The 19,356-nt window shown below is 52.4% G+C and carries 21 protein-coding genes; 13 read left to right on the top strand and 8 right to left on the bottom strand.

What is annotated here, in order from left to right:
- The first annotated feature begins 71 nt into the window (after nucleotides 1-71).
- Both IPI86_RS14585 and IPI86_RS14580 read left to right on the top strand, forming a co-directional pair.
- Nucleotides 72-647 carry a hypothetical protein gene (locus IPI86_RS14585; protein ID WP_345298737.1) on the top strand — a complete coding sequence of 192 codons (576 nt, stop codon included), beginning with the start codon at nucleotides 72-74 and terminating at the stop codon, nucleotides 645-647.
- The gene (locus IPI86_RS14580) at nucleotides 644-1,249 is read left to right on the top strand and encodes a glycerol-3-phosphate acyltransferase (protein ID WP_345298736.1); all 606 of its coding nucleotides are present in this window, start codon (nucleotides 644-646) and stop codon (nucleotides 1,247-1,249) included. Before IPI86_RS14585 ends, IPI86_RS14580 begins: the two co-directional genes overlap by 4 nt.
- A gap of 135 nt (nucleotides 1,250-1,384) precedes the next feature.
- Here the strand turns inward: IPI86_RS14580 and IPI86_RS14575 are convergent, their stop codons facing one another.
- The 7 genes from IPI86_RS14575 to xpt form a co-directional block, all read right to left on the bottom strand.
- Entirely contained in the window at nucleotides 1,385-2,254 is an 870-nt protein-coding gene (locus IPI86_RS14575; RefSeq protein WP_345298735.1) for a protein phosphatase 2C domain-containing protein, read from the bottom strand.
- On the bottom strand, nucleotides 2,251-4,167 hold the full coding sequence (locus tag IPI86_RS14570; protein WP_345298734.1) for an FHA domain-containing protein: 1,917 nt from the start codon (nucleotides 4,165-4,167) through the stop codon (nucleotides 2,251-2,253). The genes IPI86_RS14575 and IPI86_RS14570 overlap by 4 nt, the downstream gene beginning before the upstream one ends.
- Nucleotides 4,160-5,110 (bottom strand): hypothetical protein, encoded by a 951-nt coding sequence (locus IPI86_RS14565; protein ID WP_345298733.1) that lies wholly within the window; start codon nucleotides 5,108-5,110, stop codon nucleotides 4,160-4,162. Before IPI86_RS14565 ends, IPI86_RS14570 begins: the two co-directional genes overlap by 8 nt.
- Before the next feature lie 290 nt (nucleotides 5,111-5,400).
- On the bottom strand, nucleotides 5,401-6,297 hold the full coding sequence (locus IPI86_RS14560) for a hypothetical protein (RefSeq protein WP_345298732.1): 897 nt from the start codon (nucleotides 6,295-6,297) through the stop codon (nucleotides 5,401-5,403).
- A 70-nt stretch (nucleotides 6,298-6,367) separates the two neighbouring features.
- The gene (gene guaA / locus IPI86_RS14555) at nucleotides 6,368-7,903 is read right to left on the bottom strand and encodes a glutamine-hydrolyzing GMP synthase (RefSeq protein WP_345298731.1); all 1,536 of its coding nucleotides are present in this window, start codon (nucleotides 7,901-7,903) and stop codon (nucleotides 6,368-6,370) included.
- 48 nt (nucleotides 7,904-7,951) lie between these two features.
- Entirely contained in the window at nucleotides 7,952-8,233 is a 282-nt protein-coding gene (locus tag IPI86_RS14550; RefSeq protein ID WP_345298730.1) for an HIT domain-containing protein, read from the bottom strand.
- Nucleotides 8,234-8,321: 88 nt separating this feature from the next.
- Complete coding sequence (gene xpt / locus IPI86_RS14545) at nucleotides 8,322-8,894, bottom strand: xanthine phosphoribosyltransferase (protein WP_345298729.1); 573 nt, start codon at nucleotides 8,892-8,894, stop codon at nucleotides 8,322-8,324.
- A gap of 208 nt (nucleotides 8,895-9,102) precedes the next feature.
- Here xpt and IPI86_RS14540 point away from each other — a divergent pair, with 208 nt between their 5' ends.
- From IPI86_RS14540 to IPI86_RS14490, 11 genes are all read left to right on the top strand, one after another.
- A complete protein-coding gene (locus IPI86_RS14540) occupies nucleotides 9,103-9,774 on the top strand; it encodes a Maf family protein (protein WP_345298728.1) in 672 nt (223 codons plus the stop codon).
- Between the two features lie 14 nt (nucleotides 9,775-9,788).
- The gene (locus tag IPI86_RS14535) at nucleotides 9,789-12,029 is read left to right on the top strand and encodes a penicillin-binding transpeptidase domain-containing protein (RefSeq protein ID WP_345298727.1); all 2,241 of its coding nucleotides are present in this window, start codon (nucleotides 9,789-9,791) and stop codon (nucleotides 12,027-12,029) included.
- Between the two features lie 71 nt (nucleotides 12,030-12,100).
- Nucleotides 12,101-13,009 (top strand): ribosome small subunit-dependent GTPase A, encoded by a 909-nt coding sequence (gene rsgA, locus IPI86_RS14530; RefSeq protein WP_345298726.1) that lies wholly within the window; start codon nucleotides 12,101-12,103, stop codon nucleotides 13,007-13,009.
- A gap of 36 nt (nucleotides 13,010-13,045) precedes the next feature.
- Nucleotides 13,046-14,035 carry a DNA polymerase III subunit delta' gene (gene holB / locus IPI86_RS14525; RefSeq protein ID WP_345298725.1) on the top strand — a complete coding sequence of 330 codons (990 nt, stop codon included), beginning with the start codon at nucleotides 13,046-13,048 and terminating at the stop codon, nucleotides 14,033-14,035.
- 77 nt (nucleotides 14,036-14,112) lie between these two features.
- On the top strand, nucleotides 14,113-14,322 hold the full coding sequence (locus IPI86_RS14520; protein ID WP_345298724.1) for a DUF2277 domain-containing protein: 210 nt from the start codon (nucleotides 14,113-14,115) through the stop codon (nucleotides 14,320-14,322).
- Nucleotides 14,319-15,122 (top strand): alpha/beta hydrolase, encoded by an 804-nt coding sequence (locus IPI86_RS14515; RefSeq protein WP_345298723.1) that lies wholly within the window; start codon nucleotides 14,319-14,321, stop codon nucleotides 15,120-15,122. The genes IPI86_RS14520 and IPI86_RS14515 overlap by 4 nt, the downstream gene beginning before the upstream one ends.
- Nucleotides 15,123-15,316: 194 nt before the next feature.
- Nucleotides 15,317-15,670 (top strand): hypothetical protein, encoded by a 354-nt coding sequence (locus IPI86_RS14510; RefSeq protein WP_345298722.1) that lies wholly within the window; start codon nucleotides 15,317-15,319, stop codon nucleotides 15,668-15,670.
- Nucleotides 15,671-15,681: 11 nt separating this feature from the next.
- On the top strand, nucleotides 15,682-16,122 hold the full coding sequence (locus tag IPI86_RS14505) for a DinB family protein (RefSeq protein ID WP_345298721.1): 441 nt from the start codon (nucleotides 15,682-15,684) through the stop codon (nucleotides 16,120-16,122).
- Between the two features lie 4 nt (nucleotides 16,123-16,126).
- Nucleotides 16,127-16,564, top strand: a complete 438-nt coding sequence (locus IPI86_RS14500; RefSeq protein WP_345298720.1) for a hypothetical protein — start codon at nucleotides 16,127-16,129, stop codon at nucleotides 16,562-16,564.
- 9 nt (nucleotides 16,565-16,573) lie between these two features.
- Nucleotides 16,574-17,053, top strand: coding sequence for a ClbS/DfsB family four-helix bundle protein (locus tag IPI86_RS14495; protein ID WP_345298719.1), 480 nt, complete (start codon nucleotides 16,574-16,576; stop codon nucleotides 17,051-17,053).
- Between the two features lie 132 nt (nucleotides 17,054-17,185).
- Nucleotides 17,186-18,556 (top strand): glycosyltransferase family 39 protein, encoded by a 1,371-nt coding sequence (locus IPI86_RS14490; RefSeq protein ID WP_345298718.1) that lies wholly within the window; start codon nucleotides 17,186-17,188, stop codon nucleotides 18,554-18,556.
- Here IPI86_RS14490 and IPI86_RS14485 read toward each other — a convergent pair whose 3' ends face one another.
- On the bottom strand, nucleotides 18,557-19,303 hold the full coding sequence (locus tag IPI86_RS14485; RefSeq protein ID WP_345298717.1) for an ABC transporter ATP-binding protein: 747 nt from the start codon (nucleotides 19,301-19,303) through the stop codon (nucleotides 18,557-18,559).
- Between the last annotated feature and the right edge of the window lie 53 nt (nucleotides 19,304-19,356).

Here is a 19,356-nt window from a genome sequence, read left to right as displayed (position 1 = left end):
TCAATTAATCAAAAAAACGCCCGCCTGGTGCAACACACTGGCGGAATAACTCGCCATAGAGGAGAAAACCAATGAAAAAAATTTATCCCTTTATTTTTGCATTTGCTCTTGCCCTGCTCATCAGCGCCTGCGGATCGCAAAGCACCGAAAAATCTGACCTGAGTGTCAGCTGCGCCTCCCTGCAACCCACCGAAAACGACGTCAAATATGCGCTGGAATTCGGAAAGGAATTATTTACCGAAGTGAACTGGCTGCGCAGTTACACGGTCAAGGAACTGCAAGCCACCGTTTCGTGGACTCATCGCACCATGTCATCGCTTGCCGATGTCACTATATATTTGTTCTGTGATGAAGCGGGCACCGATGACATTTCATGGTTCTACAATGAAGATGCCCTGAAGGTCATGTTCGAAGGCTACGACGAAGCCACGCTTGTGGCATCCTGTAGTAAAGACAAGCTTCTGCTTTACGAAGTGGATGCCGTGGAGGAAGGCCAGCCATATAAAATCCGCTTGTGGGCCGAACCGCTGAACAAATCGCGTTTGTTATCGGTGCTGCTCACCTTCCCCATCGAAGAAAGTGACCTGCTCCTAAAATACGGACAGGAATTCTTCCCCGATCTCTCCTCCTGCCCAACCCTACCATGACAACCGCTTTTCCCATCCTCCTCCCCATTCTTGGATATTTGTGCGGATCACTCCCGTTTTCCATTTGGGTCACCCGCTACGTAAAAAAAGTGGATGTGCGTGATGCAGGCTCGGGTCATGCCACCACAACCAACACGATTCGTCAGGCGGGGTTTGGCTGGGGTGCGCTCGTCTTTGCTTTAGACCTCGCCAAGGGGTTCATTCCAACCTATCTGGCTTTACAGATCGGCCAACCCTATATCGCTGCAATCACCGCCGCTTTTGCAGTGGCTGGGCATTGCTGGCCCGTCTTCGCTCAATTCCGCGGCGGAATGGGACTGGCGACCACAGGCGGCGCTTTGCTGGCGATTAATCTGCTGGCATTCCTTGTCTGTTTTGGCTTATTGCTTCTGCTTGTGCTGACGGTCCGCCATTCGGCGCGGGCGAGTGTATTTGCAGGCGTTCTCGCTACGCCTGCGCTGTGGCTATTGAACATCCGCGATATTTCGATGTGGGCTGCACTGGGCATGGGCGCTGTGATCGCAGTCAGGTTCTTGATCGATTGGAATAGAAAATACCGCGAGCTATGGCTTGACCGTGAAAATGATGTGAAAAAGACCTGACAAGGCTGAGATTCTGTTCCTTGTTGTTGAATCAGGTTTCGGCGGAGTACGAAGCGGCCGAAGGCAAATTCCCCAAAAGAGGCATCACAAAGAATCAAAAAGGGTCACGAAGGAAATCTTCGTGACCCTTTATTTTTAATCTTCTCCCAACAACCAATCGAGGATGCCCGCTTTCTTTCTGCCTGTTTCCTCCAAATAAGGCATGGTCATCATCACAACAGTAATGTTATCGTGACCACCGCGTTCGTTCGCAATATTGATCAGCGACTCAGCTGCGGCCTTCATATCCTTTTTGGAGCGGATGGTTTTCAGGATCTCGTCATCCCACACCAAGTCGGTGAGGCCATCGCTACAGATCAGAATGGTATCGCCGGGGGCAAGATGAAAACCCTGATTGTTGATCGACTCTTCATTCGATTCTGTATCGTCGATCCGCAAGCGGAAATCCACATCGGGCAATTTCAATCCGCCCAGATGCCTGCGGATGACATGCAGGTTCGGGTGGTCGTGCATTTGTTCGGCGGTGATGATGCCTTTTTCATAGGCTTCCTGCACCCAGGTATGGTCAATGGTCAGGCGCTGAATATGTTTGCCGCGCAAAAGATAAATGCGTGAATCGCCAACATAGGCGGTGTACAGCCTGTTCTCGATCACCCACACGCAGGCGCAGGTGGAGCCCATACCGTCCTCTTCCTCTTTGCCCGCTGAGTGCGAAGCAATGGACTGGCTGGCATGGTGGATGGCATTTTCAAGAATACTGATGGGTTTCTTGGCATTACTTTCAGCAACAACAGCGGTGATGTAATTGACCGCAAGTTCGGCGGCCACTTCTCCGGCGCGATGTCCCCCGATACCGTCGGCCACCACGGCAAAGAGTGACGGGCGCGAATCATCCTTGCTTAGCTGGAACGATGAAACCGCATAACGGTCTTCATTATTCTTGCCAGACATCCCGGCATGACTAAGTGCTGCAATGTGTAAGTGAGGAAGGGAAGAACGAATCATTCTTCGATGCTATATACCGTGATTTTTGGTTTTTGGTTCACTGGTGGTACCCGAAGCGTGAACCTGTAACTTAATTGACCAAAGTTTACCATATCCCCGTGCATAAGCCGATAGCCTTCACGGGGGATAGGCTCGTAATTCACCCAGGTACCGGCGATCGAGCCGTTATCCAAAAGCAGGAATCCGCCGTCTTCAGTTTGCCTGAGCCGCGCGTGCATGGGCGCAATGGAGGAATCATCCAAAATCTGGGTGCATTGCACGGGGTCAGTGCCGAAAGTGATCTCTTTTTCAAAGAGTTGGATCGGCGCCGCGACAGCGGGCACACCATCTCCATTAATTCGGATGAAGGACGCCATCGCATCTCCATTTGACTTTGAAACTGTCACGGTTTTCTTTGGAGTGGTTCGGCGCTTTTTGTTTTTTTCCTCCACCAGAGAAGGCATCGGATTCAGGGCACGGATCGGCTGTGTAAGCGGATCGATCTCTGCGCGGCGGGCCTCCTGCGCAGCGCGGATGGACGGCATGCGGAATCTGCCACTGATGAGGATCGCAAACAGCACAAGCCCCGCCAGGATGATCGCGCCAAATGTGATGGGCGTGCGATACCTCGCCAGCAAAGCGGAAATGCCTTTCGGCGGCTGGACCACCGTCACGACAACGGGCACAGGCATGCTGGCTTTGCTCAAGCCCAAAGTGTCCACGGCTTCGACCATGATCTGATGTTCGCCCGTGCTGGTGTAAGCCGCCAGATTCCATGTGAACAGGTTGAATGGCTCCACGGTATTTTCATCCATGATCGTGCCATCCACGTACAGGGTGGTGCGCGTCAACGGGCGCGGATGTCCATCCGGGAATTCGACGATGATCTCCACTTCCTGCACGGCAGGTAAAAGGACTTCAGTATTGAAAGGGTCATCTTCAGGGGCACGCCGTGTGATCTGTAAAGAGGTCGTGACCGGGAATGGATTCGGCGGCTGGATATCCATGACGAATTTCTGCTCAGCAGAAGTCAACTGCCCCGCAGGCAGGATCACTTTCACAATTAAGGAATGTTCGCCTGCGGCTTTCAAACGCGAGGTATACGAAAGCGCGTACACGCGTCGCAGCGCCGCAAAATATGATTCAGGGTCGGGGAATCTTTCCAGCCCGGAGAACTTGAACATGCTCCCGCCCGTTTGAATGGCGAGATTATTGAATGCCGCCGCGCTGGTGGTGGTAAATGTCGTTTCAAGATCCACAAACCAGACGAAGATGCGGATGTCATTTTCAATGGCGCGTTGGACGTACGGCTCCAACGAGGAGGCGATATTGATATCGTCAGTATGCGGAGTGATGAATAGAATGGCACGCTTCACCCCGAGTCGTGTGGTCTGCGCGCTGACCGTGTCAAGCGCGATGGCCAATGATTGCAGGTTGGGTGTGGCGGCGCGAAAATCAGGCTGAAAGGTATTGAGCCCCACAACAAAATCCGCGGCGCTGGCATGGTTGATGACTGGCCCAGCCTGACTGACGAGACTGTAGTCATCGGGAAGGTCTGCGGGACGGCTCTGTGCCCATTGAACCAAAATCTGCGAAATGCGTTGAAAGCGGGAAGTATTCGTGGTCGAGTCACGTGCATCGAGAGGCGGACCTTGATTCACGGCAACGGCCAATTGCAACGGCACGGCAATCTCGATCAGAGAATCCACCGGGAGCTGCTGACTGTCTTCGATAACAGAAACAGCTTCGGGCTTGAGTCCTGAAACGAAAATTCCATTCGTGTCGAAGACATCCAAAAAGGCGGAAACAGTCGGGAAAGCTGAAGCATCCGCGGGGTATAGATCCGCAGAGGCAAGGTTTTGCTGGGCGCGCACATTCGAAGCGGCGCCAAACAAAAGCCCCAGGCTGAGAAGCAAGGCAAAAAACTTACGCATCGGCCTCAACAAAAACAGGAGCTTCCTCTTTGGGTTTGGCAGTCAGGCGCATGTAGGTCAACGTCCATGCAGACTGGATGTAGGCGGAGAGAATACCGTTGAAAAAAAGAAGCACTGGGAAATATACAAGACAGCAAGCCAATGCAATATACACCGGGGTCAGGGATTCACGCAAAGAACCTGCGCCGATCACAACGGGGACAACTGCTAAAATCAACGGCAGGGAGATGATCGTACCAACAATGCCGCCGCCAATGCCGAGAATAAGCGCCATCACGATCACTGGCCCAATATTGGATCTGGCAATCTCCCATCCGCGTTTGAGGCCGTCCATCACGCCGAGGTCTTCGATCACGATCGCAGCCTGCGCCTGCTCAATCACAATCGAAATCGCAATCGCGATGGGAATCAAAAGACAGATGAGCGGTAAAAGGCAAAGCAGGCCAACACCGGCCGTGGCCACGCCCAGGAAAATCAATGGCACAAAAATTACAAGGGCGATCACAAAGGATAGAAAGCTAAAAAGAAAATTCAGACCAAAGATGCGCCCGAAGAAACGCATGCTCTCTGACCAAAGTTCGCCGAATTGCAGGCTCTCTGCACCCATCTCGGCTTGATACGTGCCTTTGATCAGACCAGCCCTGCCCATCATGCCAATGGTAAAGAAGATTAACGAGAGCAGAAAAATGGCTACGATGAAAACGGCAATAATCCAGAGATTATCCTCAAGATATTGACCAAACCGAGTAAATGTCTGCTCGATCTCGCCGCCTGAAAACGGGAGGTCATCCCCAGAAGTTTGATATCGAGAGCCTGAGTTATTGCCGCCCCCGCCGCCATTCCCCCGTGCACAACTTGCCAGAATCCCGAAAACCCACAAGACCTTGTGTTTCCAAACATGCTGCCAGGCGCGGGTAAGAACTTCACCAAAGTTGAAATTCATATGATCTCCTTGAATTTCCTGAGTTTAGAGTTTGCCAAAAATCGTATTTATTCGCGGCAAAAAGACGAGAGCAAAATATCACACAACCAACTCTAAATTCAATCGTAATTGTCCTTTGCCCACGAGCCATAAGGGCGGCTGACAAGTAATATCATACACTACCCGATTAAATCCGTCCACGTAGGGATTTTTGGATTTACAAGCTTGATATCCAAATCTGCTGATTTTGGACGCCAAGAGGGGGTTTACATGAAAAAACCGCCGTCTCCGGCGGTTCGGGTTTGCAGTTTTTAGGGAGCTTGCTCTTCGAGGGCAATGACCTGCTCCCCTGCTGGACGGGCAAGCCGCAGGTAGGTAAGACCGAGAGTCACCTTGATAAATGCCTGGGTCACACCGGAGAGGGCAAAGATCAGGGGAAAGAAACAACACAGCATGGAAAACATGACAGCCATTCCCGTCTGCGAATCGGACAGGGACATCGATTCGGTGGACATGGCAATGAAAACAGCAGGGAGTGTCAGCGGTATGGAGATGAAACTGGTGACAATGGATGTGCCGAGATACGCGATCAGCGAAATGATCACATACTTCCACACGTGTTCGCGGACCACCTGCAAGGCACGCTTCAAGGAATCCAGCACATTGAGGTTTTCTGCGATCAGTGCGGTCTGCGCGGCTTCCATGAATGCCATTAAAAGCATGGATAAGGGAGTCAACAGCAGGATGATTGGCTGGGCACAAATAGCCCCGATCCCCATGGTCACAACAGAAATCAACCCGATGAACATAAAGATAACCGTAAAAACCATCCCAATGGTCAACTGAATGGATAAGATCAACCCCAAACTACGCCCATAAAACGGAAGAGCATCGCGCAGTAAATCCATGAAAATAATATTCTCCTCCCCCCGATCCACGCGGATAACTCCCAGAGTCGTAGCTGAGTGGGAATATGCCATGAGGAGAAAACTGGCAATGAGCAGCAGAAACAAAACCAGCACGAAAACAACCATCCATACTCCACCAACCCCGTTGCGGCTATTTTCCAAAAACCAAAGGGCGAAAAAGAAAAGAGGAATCATCAACATGGATGGCAGCATTTGCAGCGTCATCAGCACCCAAAAGGATTTGTGTCGCCACGTCATCTGTGCAGCTTGTTTCAGGGTATCGCCGTAATCAAAGTTCATATCAACATCCCATATCATTTCCCAAACAGCGATTCGTCTTCCACAATCGCCAATCAAAAGTCGTAAATCCCTACTCCCACTCAATCGTCGCGGGCGGTTTGCTGGTTACATCGTATACTACGCGGTTGATTCCATCCACTTCATTCACAACGCGGCTCGAAACCTTCGCCAGCAGGTCATACGGCAGGCGCGCCCAATCGGCGGTCATAAAGTCATCGGTCACCACGGCGCGGATGGCGGCGGCTTCCTGATACGTGCGGTAATCGCCCATCACGCCCACCGACTTCACAGGCAATAACACCATAAAGGCTTGCGAAGTCTTGGCGCCCTTGCCTAAAAATCCTTCTTTGGATAATTCCTCCAAAAGGATCGCATCCGCCGCCCGCAAACGGGATACACGCTCCGGCGTACACTCCCCGAGACAGCGCACGGTCAAGCCTGGACCTGGAAACGGTTGCCGCCAAACAAGAGATTCACTCAGCCCAAGCGCTTCCCCCACCAAACGGACTTCATCTTTGAATAAATAGCGCAGCGGTTCAACAAGCTCGAATTGCATATCCTTTGGCAGCCCACCGACGTTGTGATGCGTTTTGATCTTATCGGCCTTGTTGCGGTCAGGCGCAGACGATTCCACCACATCGGGATAGATCGTTCCCTGCACCAAAAATTTCGGCTGGCCGACGTTTTTGGCCTGCTGTTCAAAAATGCGGATGAATTTCTCACCGACGATCTTCCGCTTTTGTTCAGGATCAGTTATCCCTGCGAGCGCACCGAGAAAATCTGCACTGGCTTCCACGGTAATTAATTCCGCACCCAACCCGCCCCGAAAAGCGGATGCGACCTGCTCGCCTTCGTTGTGCCTGAGCAGACCCGTATCCACGAACACGCACACCAACTGGTCGCCAATCGCCTTGTGAACCAAAGCCGCCGCCACCGAAGAATCCACGCCGCCCGAAACCGCCGCGAGGACACGTTGATCGCCCACCTGTGCCTGAATCCGCTTGACGCTTTCATCAATAATGGAAGCGGGCGTCCATTCGGGTTTTGCGCCGCAGATATCAATGGCGAAATGCTTGAGCAATTCGATTCCGTTTGGGGTGTGATTCACCTCGGGGTGGAACTGCACGCCGAAATATTTTCTCTGCAGATCCCCGATGGCAGCATAGGGGCTATTTCCACTTTTGGCGAGCGGCACAAAACCCTGAGGCAGGCGTGTCACCTTGTCGCCATGCGACATCCATACCTTGGAAATGGCATCGAGCATTGTGTTGGGAACCAAAGGCTCGATCTCGGCAAATCCAAACTCACGCTCATTGGATGGATTGACCTCGCCGCCCAGTGCATGAGTCAACGCCTGCATGCCGTAGCAAATGCCGAAGATCGGCAAGCCCGATTCAAGGATGAACTTCTGGATATAAGGCGCGTTCTCTTCATACACGGATTTGGGTCCGCCGGAGAGGATGAAGCCTTTGGGTTTGATGGAGAGAATTTTTTCCTGCGGAGCATCCCACGGGAACAATTCGCAATAAACGTTCACTTCACGGATGCGGCGCGCAATGATCTGCGCGTATTGAGAGCCGAAATCGAGGATGGCAATAGAGTTCATAAACGTATTTATATTGTAGGGACACAGCGGCGCTGTGCCCCTACCCTTTCAATCTGAAATAAGATGAAAATGCAAATGCGGAAAATCCTGATACTCCCCGCCATTCACAATGAGACGGTAGGCGTTGAGGTGGAATTCGTTCACAAGACTCTGAGCCGTGGCATACAGGTCGGTCAGGAAAGCGGTGTCGGATGGGTCGAGGTTGGCAAGGGAATCCACCTGCCGCTTCGGGACAATGAGCACGTGAAATTTATAGCTTGGAGAAGGATGATGAAACGCAATCAGGCTCGGGGTTTCACGGAGGCGGGTGACTGGGATGAGAAAACTCATGTAGGCAAGAATCCAGCCGATAAAACGAGAAACAAGTCGAAGCCGAAGAAGTTTCCGCAATGCATCACGCGCGAAATATAATCCGTGATTAATCCACGAACTCGATTTTGCCGTTGTCAAGTGACTTAATGCAAGCCAGCGATTCGACCTGTACGCCCAGCGAAGCGAGCGCATCCCGACCGCCTTCGAAGGATTTCTCGATCAGCGCGCCGATGCCGACGATCTGTGAGCCAGCGGCTTCTGCCAGACGCACCAACCCGAGGATGGTCGCGCCCGAAGCGAGGAAGTCATCGATGATCAAAACCTTTTCGTTGTTTTCGAGATATTCAGGAGAGACAATCAACTCGACCATGCGTCCCTTCGTATGCGAAGGCGCGAGGGTGAGATACACCTGGTCTGGCATGGTGATGGGCTTGTTCTTGCGCGCGTACACCACGGGCAGTCCCATATGAACGGCTGTGGTTACGGCAGGCGCGATGCCCGAAATTTCAGCCGTGAGGATTTTTGTTGCACCGACGTTTGCAAACCGTTTTGCAAATTCCCGCCCGCAGGCATCCATCAACAACGGATCCACCTGATGATTGACGAAGCCATCCACTTTCAAAATTCCATTCCCCAGCACTTTCCCATCGCTCAAAATTCGATCTTTCAGTAACTGCATTTTGCCTCCGCATTGACTAGACAGATTTTCTCACATTGTACAACGTGAAGGAATAACCTGCCAGTGGGGAATAAAAAAGTACCTACTACGTCTCTATCGCGATATGCGCGAATGTGCGCGAAAGATTCCCCCAGCTTTCGTTTTCTTCCAAAACCACCCTTTCATCCCTGATTAAGGTCGTAAAAAAGTCTGTGTTAGAATCCTGCGCATGACAAATACAGCCACACTTGTGCTGGCATCCAACTCTCCGCGCCGCAGACAATTGCTTGCACTTGGGAACTGGAAGTTCGATGTCATCGTCTCAGATGTGGATGAGACTCAACTGACAGGCGAAACACCAAAAGATTATGTATTGCGCCTCGCGCAAGCCAAAGCGCTGGCGGTTGCAGGCAAGGCAAACCCCGAAGCCATCATCATCGGGTCAGATACCGCCGTGATCGACGGCGACGAGATCATCGGCAAGCCAAAAGATGAAGCCGATGCCGAACGCATGCTCAAGCAATTACGCGGGAAGACCCATCAGGTATACACAGGCGTGGCGATTTACCGCATGAGCGACGGCAAAACGCTGACCGAATTATGCGTCACCGATGTGCCGATGCGGCCCTACTCCGACCATGAAGTGCAAGCCTACATCCAAACAGGCGATCCGCTCGACAAGGCCGGCGCATACGCCATCCAGCATCCCGATTTTCAACCTGTCGAATCCATGCGCGGATGTTATGCCAGTGTGATGGGCCTGCCCATGTGTCATGTGGTGCGGACCCTGCAAAAGCTGGACGTGCCACCCCGTGCAGATGTGCCCACGGCCTGTCAACGATTATTGAATTATGAATGCCCGGTTTCAGGCGCGATCCTGAGCGGCGCATCGAATGGTTAATTGAAAGGAAACGAATGAAAGTTTTTCGCTGGATAAATATTATTCTGATACTGGCTTTTCTTTCCTCCTGCAGTTCAGGCGGAACAGGGGGCATCAGTGAAATTTTCCCATCTTTAGCCACCCCCACCCCCCTGCCCACCGCGCATGTGACCATCATCCCTGCGCCCGATGCACAGGCAGCAGTCACCGCTTTTTTACAGGCATTGCAAAAAGATGACTTCGAAACCATGTACGCCCTGCTGGCTCAACAAAGCCGTGATGTGCTGACATTGGAGGATTTCTCCCAACGCTGGAATACTGCACTGAACGAAATGAGCGCATCCAGCGTCGAATTCGCGGTCAATTCATCCCTGATCACACCCTATAAAGCCGAAGTAGGCTACAACGTCACCTACAAGACCGTATTGGCTGGCGACCTGCAGCGGAACATCGTCATGCGCCTTGTCATTGAAGAAGGGGCATGGAAAGTCATTTGGGACGACACGATCATCATGCCCGAACTTGCGGGCGGTAACGTGCTCAAAATGGAATACAGCGTCCCTGCGCGCGGCGATATCTATGACCGCGACGGTCTCCCTGTCGTCTCACAGGCGGATGCCTTCGCCTTCGGCATTCAAACCGACCAGATCGACCTCGAAATGCAGGGAGCCCTGACATCCGAATTGGGCAAACTGTGCGGGTTTGACCCCGAATACATCAAAGACCAGATCGAAGCAAGCGGCCCGGGCAATTACCTGCCCATGTGCGAAGGCACACGCGAGGAAGCCCAGCGTTTGCTCGCCATCAGCCCCGGCGGACTGGTCATCTCCGATGAATATAACTCGCGTTATCACTTCGGCACGGGCCTCGCACCCCAATCGGTCGGCTACACACAACTGATCTCGCCCGAACAACTTAACTCCTATCGCCGCCTCGGCTACAACGGCAGCGAGAGTGTTGGTCAGTCTGGTGTTGAAAAATGGGCCGAAGAATATCTGGCCGGGCAGCACGGCGGCATTTTGCGCGTCGTCGGCCCCAACGGACAGATCGTCTCCACCCTCGGCCAAAGCACGGCTCAACCCGCCGACTCGATCTACCTGACCCTCGATAGCAACCTGCAAAAATACGCGCAGAGATCCATCGAATTCTTCCGCGGTGCAGTGGTCGTGATGGAAGTGGATACAGGCCGCATCCTTGCGATCGCATCCGCCCCGGATTTCGACCCAAACTATTTTGAAGCCAACAACCCGAACGCAGGCGGCGCAAACCTGCTGACCGAAGGCGCGCTGCTCAATCGCGCCACACAGGGACAGTATCCGCTCGGCTCGGTGTTCAAGGTCATCACCATGTCTGCCGCGCTCGAAAGCGGACTTTGGACCAAAGACTCACCTTACGATTGTAAATACGATTTCACAAGACTGAATGAAGTCCTTCACGATTGGACCTGGTCACACTGTCAGGACCGCATCGCCGGAGGTCTCTTCTGTGATACTTCAGACAGCATACCATCAGGCCTGCTCAATTTGCAGGAAGGCTTGATGCGTTCCTGCAATCCATACTTCTGGGAGATCGGCTGGGATTTGTACACCAACTTTGATCGCGGGTCAGATATCGCCAACATGGCGCGTGCCTTCGGTCTTGGCGCCCCCACTGGCATCCAGCAGGTGGAGGAAGCCGCCGGGCAGATCACAAACCCAGCCACCACTTTGGATGCTGTGAATCAAGCCATTGGACAGGGTGACATGCAAGTGACGCCGCTGCAAGTGGCAAGATTTACTGCCGCCATCGCAAACGGCGGGACCTTGTACAGGCCTCAGATCATCGAGAAGATTCAGCCCATCGACGGAGATCCCAAACTCGTTTTCCGCCCCGAAGCAAATGGCACACTCCTCCTGCGCTCTGAAAATCTCGACATCCTGCGCGAGGCCATGCAGATGGTGACTCAAGACCCGCGCGGAACAGCCCGCTTCAACCTGCGCGGCCTGCAATTTGATGTAGCTGGCAAAACCGGCACCGCCGAATCAGGCAATGGCAAATCGCACGCGTGGTTTGCAGGCTACACCCTGAATGCGGCTGATACAGGCCTGCCCGATATCGCCATCGCCGTCATCGTTGAAAACATTGGTGAAGGCTCCGAGTATGCCGTGCCCATCTTCCGCGCCATGGTCGAGACTTATTATTATGGCAGCCCGCAGCGCATCTTCTATGATTTCGGTCCCATCGGCGAACCGCCCTACACCCCCACCCCATTCGGCGGCGGAAACGGTTTACCATAAACCCCTTTCATCCTGAGCGGAGCGAGTGCTTTTCGAGCGCAGTCGAAGGACGATAAATAAAGGAAAAACATTTGACAAACGAAATTCAAAAACAAGGTTTGATCATTAAGGCCCAATCCGGTTTCTTTACTGTGGATACCGGAGAGGGCCTTGTCATTTGCCAGTTACGCGGCAAACTCAAACGCGGACGCGCCATCGGCGATATCGCCGCACTGGGCGATCATGTCCAAATCACGATCGGGGCAGATGGTTCCGGGGCGATAGAAACTGTCGATGAGCGCAAGCAGGCCATCGTCAGGTTGGATCCGCGGCCTCAGGGTGAGTATCAGCAAATTTTGCTGGCAAATGCCGATCAGGCCGTCTTCGTTTTCGCGTGTGCGAATCCAAATCCAAAATTACGCATGTTGGATCGATTCCTTGTGATCACTGAAAAACAAAAAATTCCCGCTGTGATCATCGCCAACAAAATCGATCTTGTTGAAAATGCAAAGGAAGTTTTCGGCCTGTACGAATCGATCGGCTATCGCGTAATTTACACATCCACGAAAACCGGCGCAGGGCTGGATGAAATGAAGGCGCAATTACAAAATAAAATCAACGCGCTGGCAGGACCAAGCGGTGTGGGAAAATCCAGTTTATTGAATGCAATTCAAGACGGGCTGGGGCTGGCTGTCAACGAGATCAGCACAGCCATGAACAAAGGCCGCCACACCACTGTCACACGCCAACTGTTCGCGCTCAACGGCGGCGGATACGTAGCCGATACGCCGGGCTGGAAAAGCCTCGCGCTGTGGGATACCTCCGCCGAAGAAATGGATGCATATTTTCCCGAACTACGCGACCTCGTTCCGAATTGTCAGTTCAGCGATTGCACGCACAAACATGAACCAGGCTGCGCCGTTCTCGCCGCGTTGAAGGCGGGTACAATTCACCCCGAACGATATGATTCGTATTTGCGCCTGCGCGCAGGACAAGAATAAAATCCACAACTTGTAACTTTCAAACCTGTGACCACAATGATCGATAACTGGAACATGCTCGGACATGAATGGGCGGTGGATATGCTTCGCCAGCACGCGGCACGCGGCGAGGCACGCCACGCGTATCTTTTCTGTGGACCTCCCGGACTGGGGCGCCGCACACTGGCTTTGCATCTCGCCCAGGCATTGAACTGCCCGAACCCCATCGCGCCCGGCGTGCCCTGCGGAACCTGCCGCGATTGCAAACAGATCGAAGCCATGCAGCACCCTGACATGAACGTGATCCAGGCTGAAACCGAAGGCGGGACACTCAAAGTGGATCAGGTGCGCGAGGTGCAGCGTGCAATGTCGCTCAAACCGTATCAATCGAAATATCGCATGGCCCTGTTCCTGCGTTTTCAGGAAGCCAATGACAATGCCGCCAATGCGCTGCTGAAAACACTCGAAGAAGCGCCCGCACACGCCATCCTGCTGTTGACCGCCGACACTCCCGAACAATTATTGCCCACCATCGTTTCACGCTGTGAGATCCTGCGGATGCGGCCGCTGCCCGTCAAAGCCATCGAGTCCTATTTGCTCGATCAAGGTGTAGACGAGGAACGCGCGCGCCTGCTCGCCCACATCAGCGGAGGCCGCCCCGGCTACGCCCGCAGCCTCGTGGATGATGTGACCGTGCTTGAAAAACGCGAAGAATACCTGAACGACCTGCAAACCCTCATTCCCGCCCCGCGTGTGGAAAAATTCTCCTACGCCGAGAAACTCTCCAAAGACAAGGACGCCATGCGCCAGACTTTCCTGATCTGGCTTTCCTACTGGCGCGATGTGATGCTGCGCGTGGCTGGCGCGGAAACCCCGCTCATCAACGTAGACCGCAACATGGAGATCGAATTCCTCGCAGGCCGTCTCGACCTCCCCACCGCCCGCCGCGTGGTCAGCGATCTCGAATCCGCGCTGGAGAAGATGGAACGCAATGTAAATTCACGTTTATTAACAGAAGTCTTGCTGTTGGATTGGCCGAAGGCGTAATGACCAAGCACTCCGAGCCCCCCAGGCCACCAAACCTTTGCGACTTCGGGCCCCCAAAATTTACACTGAGGATCATCATGTGCAGAAGCATCAAACCCCTGCGAAACATGGATCATCCTGTCACCGAGCAGGAGATCCAGGAAGCCGCATTGCAATATGTACGGAAGGTTAGCGGGTATCGAAAGCCTTCGAAGGCCAACGAAGAAGCATTTCAACGCGCGATCGACGAAATCGCTGAATCGACAAGAAAGATGCTGGAAAATTTACGGTTAAAGGCCAGCCAATGACGCAAAATGGATTTGCAGAGATAAACGGCACAAAGTTTTATTACGAAGTCAGCGGACAGGGGTTTCCGCTTGTGCTTGTCCATGCAGGGATCGCAGATTGCAGGATGTGGGATGGTCAGTTTGACACCTTTGCACGGCAATATCAAGCCGTACGCTATGACAGGCGCGGATTTGGAAAGACGGCCATGGTGGCTGGGGATTATTCACAATACCATGACCTTTATGCGTTCTTGAAATTTCTTGGCATTGAACAGGCGATCCTCGTTGGATGTTCACAAGGGGCAAAGACGGTCACGGACTTCACTCTTGAACATCCAAAAATGACAAAGGCTCTTGTTCTGGTCGCCCCGGCGCTTGGTGGGTTTATCTTCAATGGTGAACCGCCAAAGCAGGAAGAACAACTGGAACTGGCGGAGCAGGCAGGCGATCTTGACCTCGTCAATGAACTGGAACTGCAAATTTGGGTGGATGGTCCACAGCGTACAGCAGAACAGGTCAACCCAAACGTGCGCGAGCTTGCCAGGGAAATGAACCGCATTGCGCTGCACACGCCCGAAGACCTCGGAAATGAAATTCCCCTTGCACCTGCGGCAGTTAATCGGCTTTCAGAGATCAATGTCCCTGCGCTGGTCATTACAGGCGATTTGGATACACCACGGACTCTGGCAGGAGCAGATTTCCTCGCGCAGAACATCCCCGGCGCGAAAAAAGCGACCATGAACGGTGTCGCCCACCTCCCAAATATGGAACTGCCCGAAGAATTCAATCAGCTTGTGCTTTCGTTTTTGGAGCAGACTTAATAGCAGGTACTGGAGTACAAAATTATGAATCCAGAACAAGCGCTCACACTTGTTGAATACAACACCTTGCTATAATCAATCATCCGGAGATCTCGATTTCATCAAGTTTGTCTCGAAAGCAGGGCATTAGGATTGATGTGCCAACTTAGATTATTTTATAAATAATCCGCCCCACCTCGAAAGGGAAATAAGCAGTGTCAATCTACAACTCAGACAACGAATATCCATTCAGCGGATTTTCGGTCGCAAAGATCGTCGGCGCATTCCTTGCGCTGGCGGGCACAGGCGTAATCATCTGGACCGTGGTCGAGATATCCCAGCTATTCACCGATAGCAGCGCCTTCATTTTCCTTGATGGCATGATCTCAAAAGAGATTTCATTCGTGCTGGAAAACGGATCGCTTCAAATACCGCGTGAAATACTGGTATATGGCATTCCGCTCTGGGCGCTTTCAACAACCGCCAGAATCGGGATCACATTAATGAGAAGCGGTCTGCAATTTATTGATATGCCGCGAAAAAATAAAGATGAGAAACCATCCCAGTAAAGGAGTCTTTTATGCCCCTCGACCCTTCCTACAATGACCTCAACCGCGCCTCCACAGAGCGCATCAAGAAACTGGCCGCCAGCCTCACAGACGAAGAAATGCAAACCCGCGTCGGCGAACATTGGACGGTGGCCATTGCCCTCGCCCACCTCGCCTGGTGGGATCGCCGCGTAATGTACGTGCTGGATAGGACCGCGCAGGATGGCAAATTATTCATCCCTGAAATCGACATCTTCGTCAACGACCTGTCCCTGCCGCTGTGGGCAGCCATCCCCCCGCGTGAAGCGGCGCGGATCGCCATCGAAACCTCCGCCGACCTCGATGCGCGGCTCGAAATCTATTCCCCCAATCTGCTCGAAGAGATTTACAATTACAACAAGCGTTGGGTTGTCCGCGCCCTGCACCGCAACGAGCATCTCGACGAAGTGGATGCAGCGCTAAAGAACAAATAACTGGATGAGCAGGCAAACCCTCATCTACTGGATTTCCACGGCATTCGCAACGCTCTTTGGAATCATCATCACCGGCTTTGGCATCTACCAGGGGGTCCGAGGACAAAACTGTCAAAGCTACGCCGACCTGGGCTGCGCGATGGGCGCAGTCTTCGCCATGGTCATCATCCCATACGGAGCATCCGTTCTCTTCATCATCGGGTTGGCAAGCCTGCCCTTCAAGCCAGTCAGCTTGATCGGGTCAATTCTTTCCATTCTCGCAGGCGTTGCCCATTTTGGGCTTTGCTGTATCACCACAACCTGGGCATTCAGCAGTGATGGATTCGAAATGGTATCCAACACCGAGGCTTTCTACTTCCTTTTTCCGCTGTTCTTTTTCTTGACCGGTATCGCCCTGCTGGGTATGGGCATCAGCGGATACCAAAGTTTGAAACAACAATAAGGAGCCGCCATGTTCGACAACAAGGAAAAACAACTCGCGGACCTGGAAACCGCCTACGCATCTTTCATCGACACGCTAACGGGTCTGGCCTCCGAAGACATTCTCAAATCCCTCGGCGACTGGACCCCGCGTGACATCGCCGCGCATTTTATCGGCTGGAACCGCATCACCCTTGCTGGTTGCAGTGCCCTGCGCGAAGGTGCAGAACCTTTTTATTTTTACGATGGCACAAATGACTACCGAAAAGTCAATGCAAAATTTATCACCCAATTCCCGTCCACCGATCAGGACGAACTGCTGAAAGACATCGCCTCCACAAAAGAAGCGCTGACCGCCTACCTGAAAACCATCCCCGAAAGTGAATGGGAGTTGGATGCAGGCGTTGTCCACTATCGTGAGAATCCCGCCACCATTGCGCGCTGTGTCGATTCGCTCATCCGCGATTATCGCAAACACCGCCAGGAAATCGTGGATGGGTTGGTATCATGATTCCAATATCTTGAGAAACAGGCTTTCCCTCAGGCCAAAGCCTCCCATATATTTCCCGAGGCCTGAACATAGAAAGAGATGATAGGAATATTCGTTCACCACCCTGTCATCTCCAACAGGGATACTTTAGTTATGAGATCAAATCCGCACACCCTTGAGGATGTCAAGCCGCATAAGGGGATACTTCACATCCTTGATATCCTCAAACCCATCTTCTCTCGAGAACATGCAGATAAACAATGGCTGACTGGCATTATCATAATCGGAATTTTATTCCTAATTCCCACATATGTTTCCTATTTCAACGGTCAACTTATCTTCCCGAGTGATGGTGGCGCATGGGCAATCGCCTCCAACCTGATCAATGGGAAAGGCTATAGCGCATGCGCTACAGATTACTTTCCTTTCTGCAATTCCACGAATCAGGCTACCGCCATGCGCGAACCGATTCCTGTGTTGCTCATGGCGCTGGCAATGCTGATCTACCCTTCCAAAGTGTCGGGCATGATCCTGCAAAGCCTGTTCTATCTGGCAACCATACCGGTGATCTATGCCATCTTGAAGAAGAACAACTCCAGCATCCCAACCGCCCTGCTGGCAGCGTTCTTGTGGGCAGTATCCATTCCTGTCACCAGTCAGGTGGATAATGGCTCAGGCGATCTTGCGGCGGCATTCTTTTTTTCCCTTGGTTTGTTTTTCTTTCTCAAGGGTTTTCGAGAGTCAAAAACCAAAGACTGGATAATCTCTGGCGTCTTAATGGGTCTGGCTGCGCTCTCACGAACTGTATTTCTTGGGGTCTCCATTGGGCTGGGGTTGGCATTTCTGATAAAAAAACTGGTTGAGCGTCCGCGCAATTCAGGAAAACAGCTTATCCCTGCCTTGTTTTTTCTAATCACGGTAGCCATTGTCTTTTCCCCGTGGGTCATTCGCAATACGCTCGTCTTTGGAAAGCCGATCATCGGCAGTTCACTGACGGGCTACAACATCTTTCGCATGAATTTCATCATTACCGACGACACTTTTTCTCCACATTACGTTGGCGCCAAAGAAGCGTATCCCGCGCTCATGAATCTGATCAAAAACAGTAATTTGACGGGTCTGGAAAATGAAGCTCAAATGCAAAGCGTATATATGAAAGCTGGCTTGCAGATTATCGAGCAGTACCCCGTGCGATATCTGGTTCTTTCCTTATATCGCTTCATGCCTTTATGGTTCGATCTGAGCGTGAATGAAGCATATGACAGCAGATACTACCTGGCGGATTATATTGCCATCGTCCAGCAGATATTTCTTCTTTTGGGTGTATTGTTCGGAGTTTCCAGAGGTTTTGGAAAAAACTGGCCCTTCATCCTAAGTCTCGTTTTGGGATGCGGCGCTTACATGGCCATCGACTCCCAAATGCGCTATCTCGTCGATCTCATGCCAGCGGTTGTGATCCTTTCGGCATTGGGCGTCTCGAATGTGGTATCTTTTTTCAACAATCCAAAACCACAAGTCAAATAACTACTCGATGGTCTCGCGCAGTTTCCGCGCCAGTTTCCCAAAATGCGGCGTGTAGCGGATATCGTCCTTGCGTGGACGTGGCAGGTCAACCTCCACGTCCAGTTTTATTTTACCGGGGCGCTGGGTCAACACCAGAACCCGGTCCGCGAGGAATAACGACTCGTTGATGGAATGTGTCACCATGATGACCGTTTTTTGGCGCGCCTGCCAGATGCGCGAAAGCTCCGTCCACATGCGTTCGCGGGTCAGGGCATCCAGCGAAGCAAAAGGCTCATCGAGCAGAAGCAGGTCGGGGTCATGGATGAGCGCGCGCGCAATCGCCACCCGCTGCGCCATTCCACCGGATAATTCACGCGGCCACGAATTCTCGAATCCATTTAACCCAACCAGGTCGATCATTTCACGAGTTTTGATTCGCGCCTTGGCGTCGCCCATTCCTTCCAATTCAAGCGGCAATTTAATATTATCCATCACCGAGCGCCACGGCATGAGATTCGATTGCTGAAAAACCATACCGATCTCAGGATGCTGATTGCGGATGAAATTCACCTGCCCCGTCGTGGGCGGTAAAAGCCCCGCAAGGATGCGCAGAAGCGTGGTCTTGCCTGAGCCAGATGGCCCGAGAAAACAAATGAATTCCTGCGGGCGCACCTCGAATGAAATATCATCCAGCGCAAGCAAGCCGCCATTGTCATCGGGAAAGACAGCCGAAATATTTTTAACAGTAAGAATGGGCTTGATGGTCATGGTTTCCAATTACCGATTCCAATTCCTGTTTTACAGGAATTGGAATCGGTCTT

This window comes from Candidatus Villigracilis affinis, assembly GCF_016705895.1.
GTDB classification, from domain to species: domain Bacteria; phylum Chloroflexota; class Anaerolineae; order Anaerolineales; family Villigracilaceae; genus Villigracilis; species Villigracilis affinis.
Note: the sequence above shows the minus strand (reverse complement) of the source record. Positions and strands in the feature narration are given on the sequence as shown.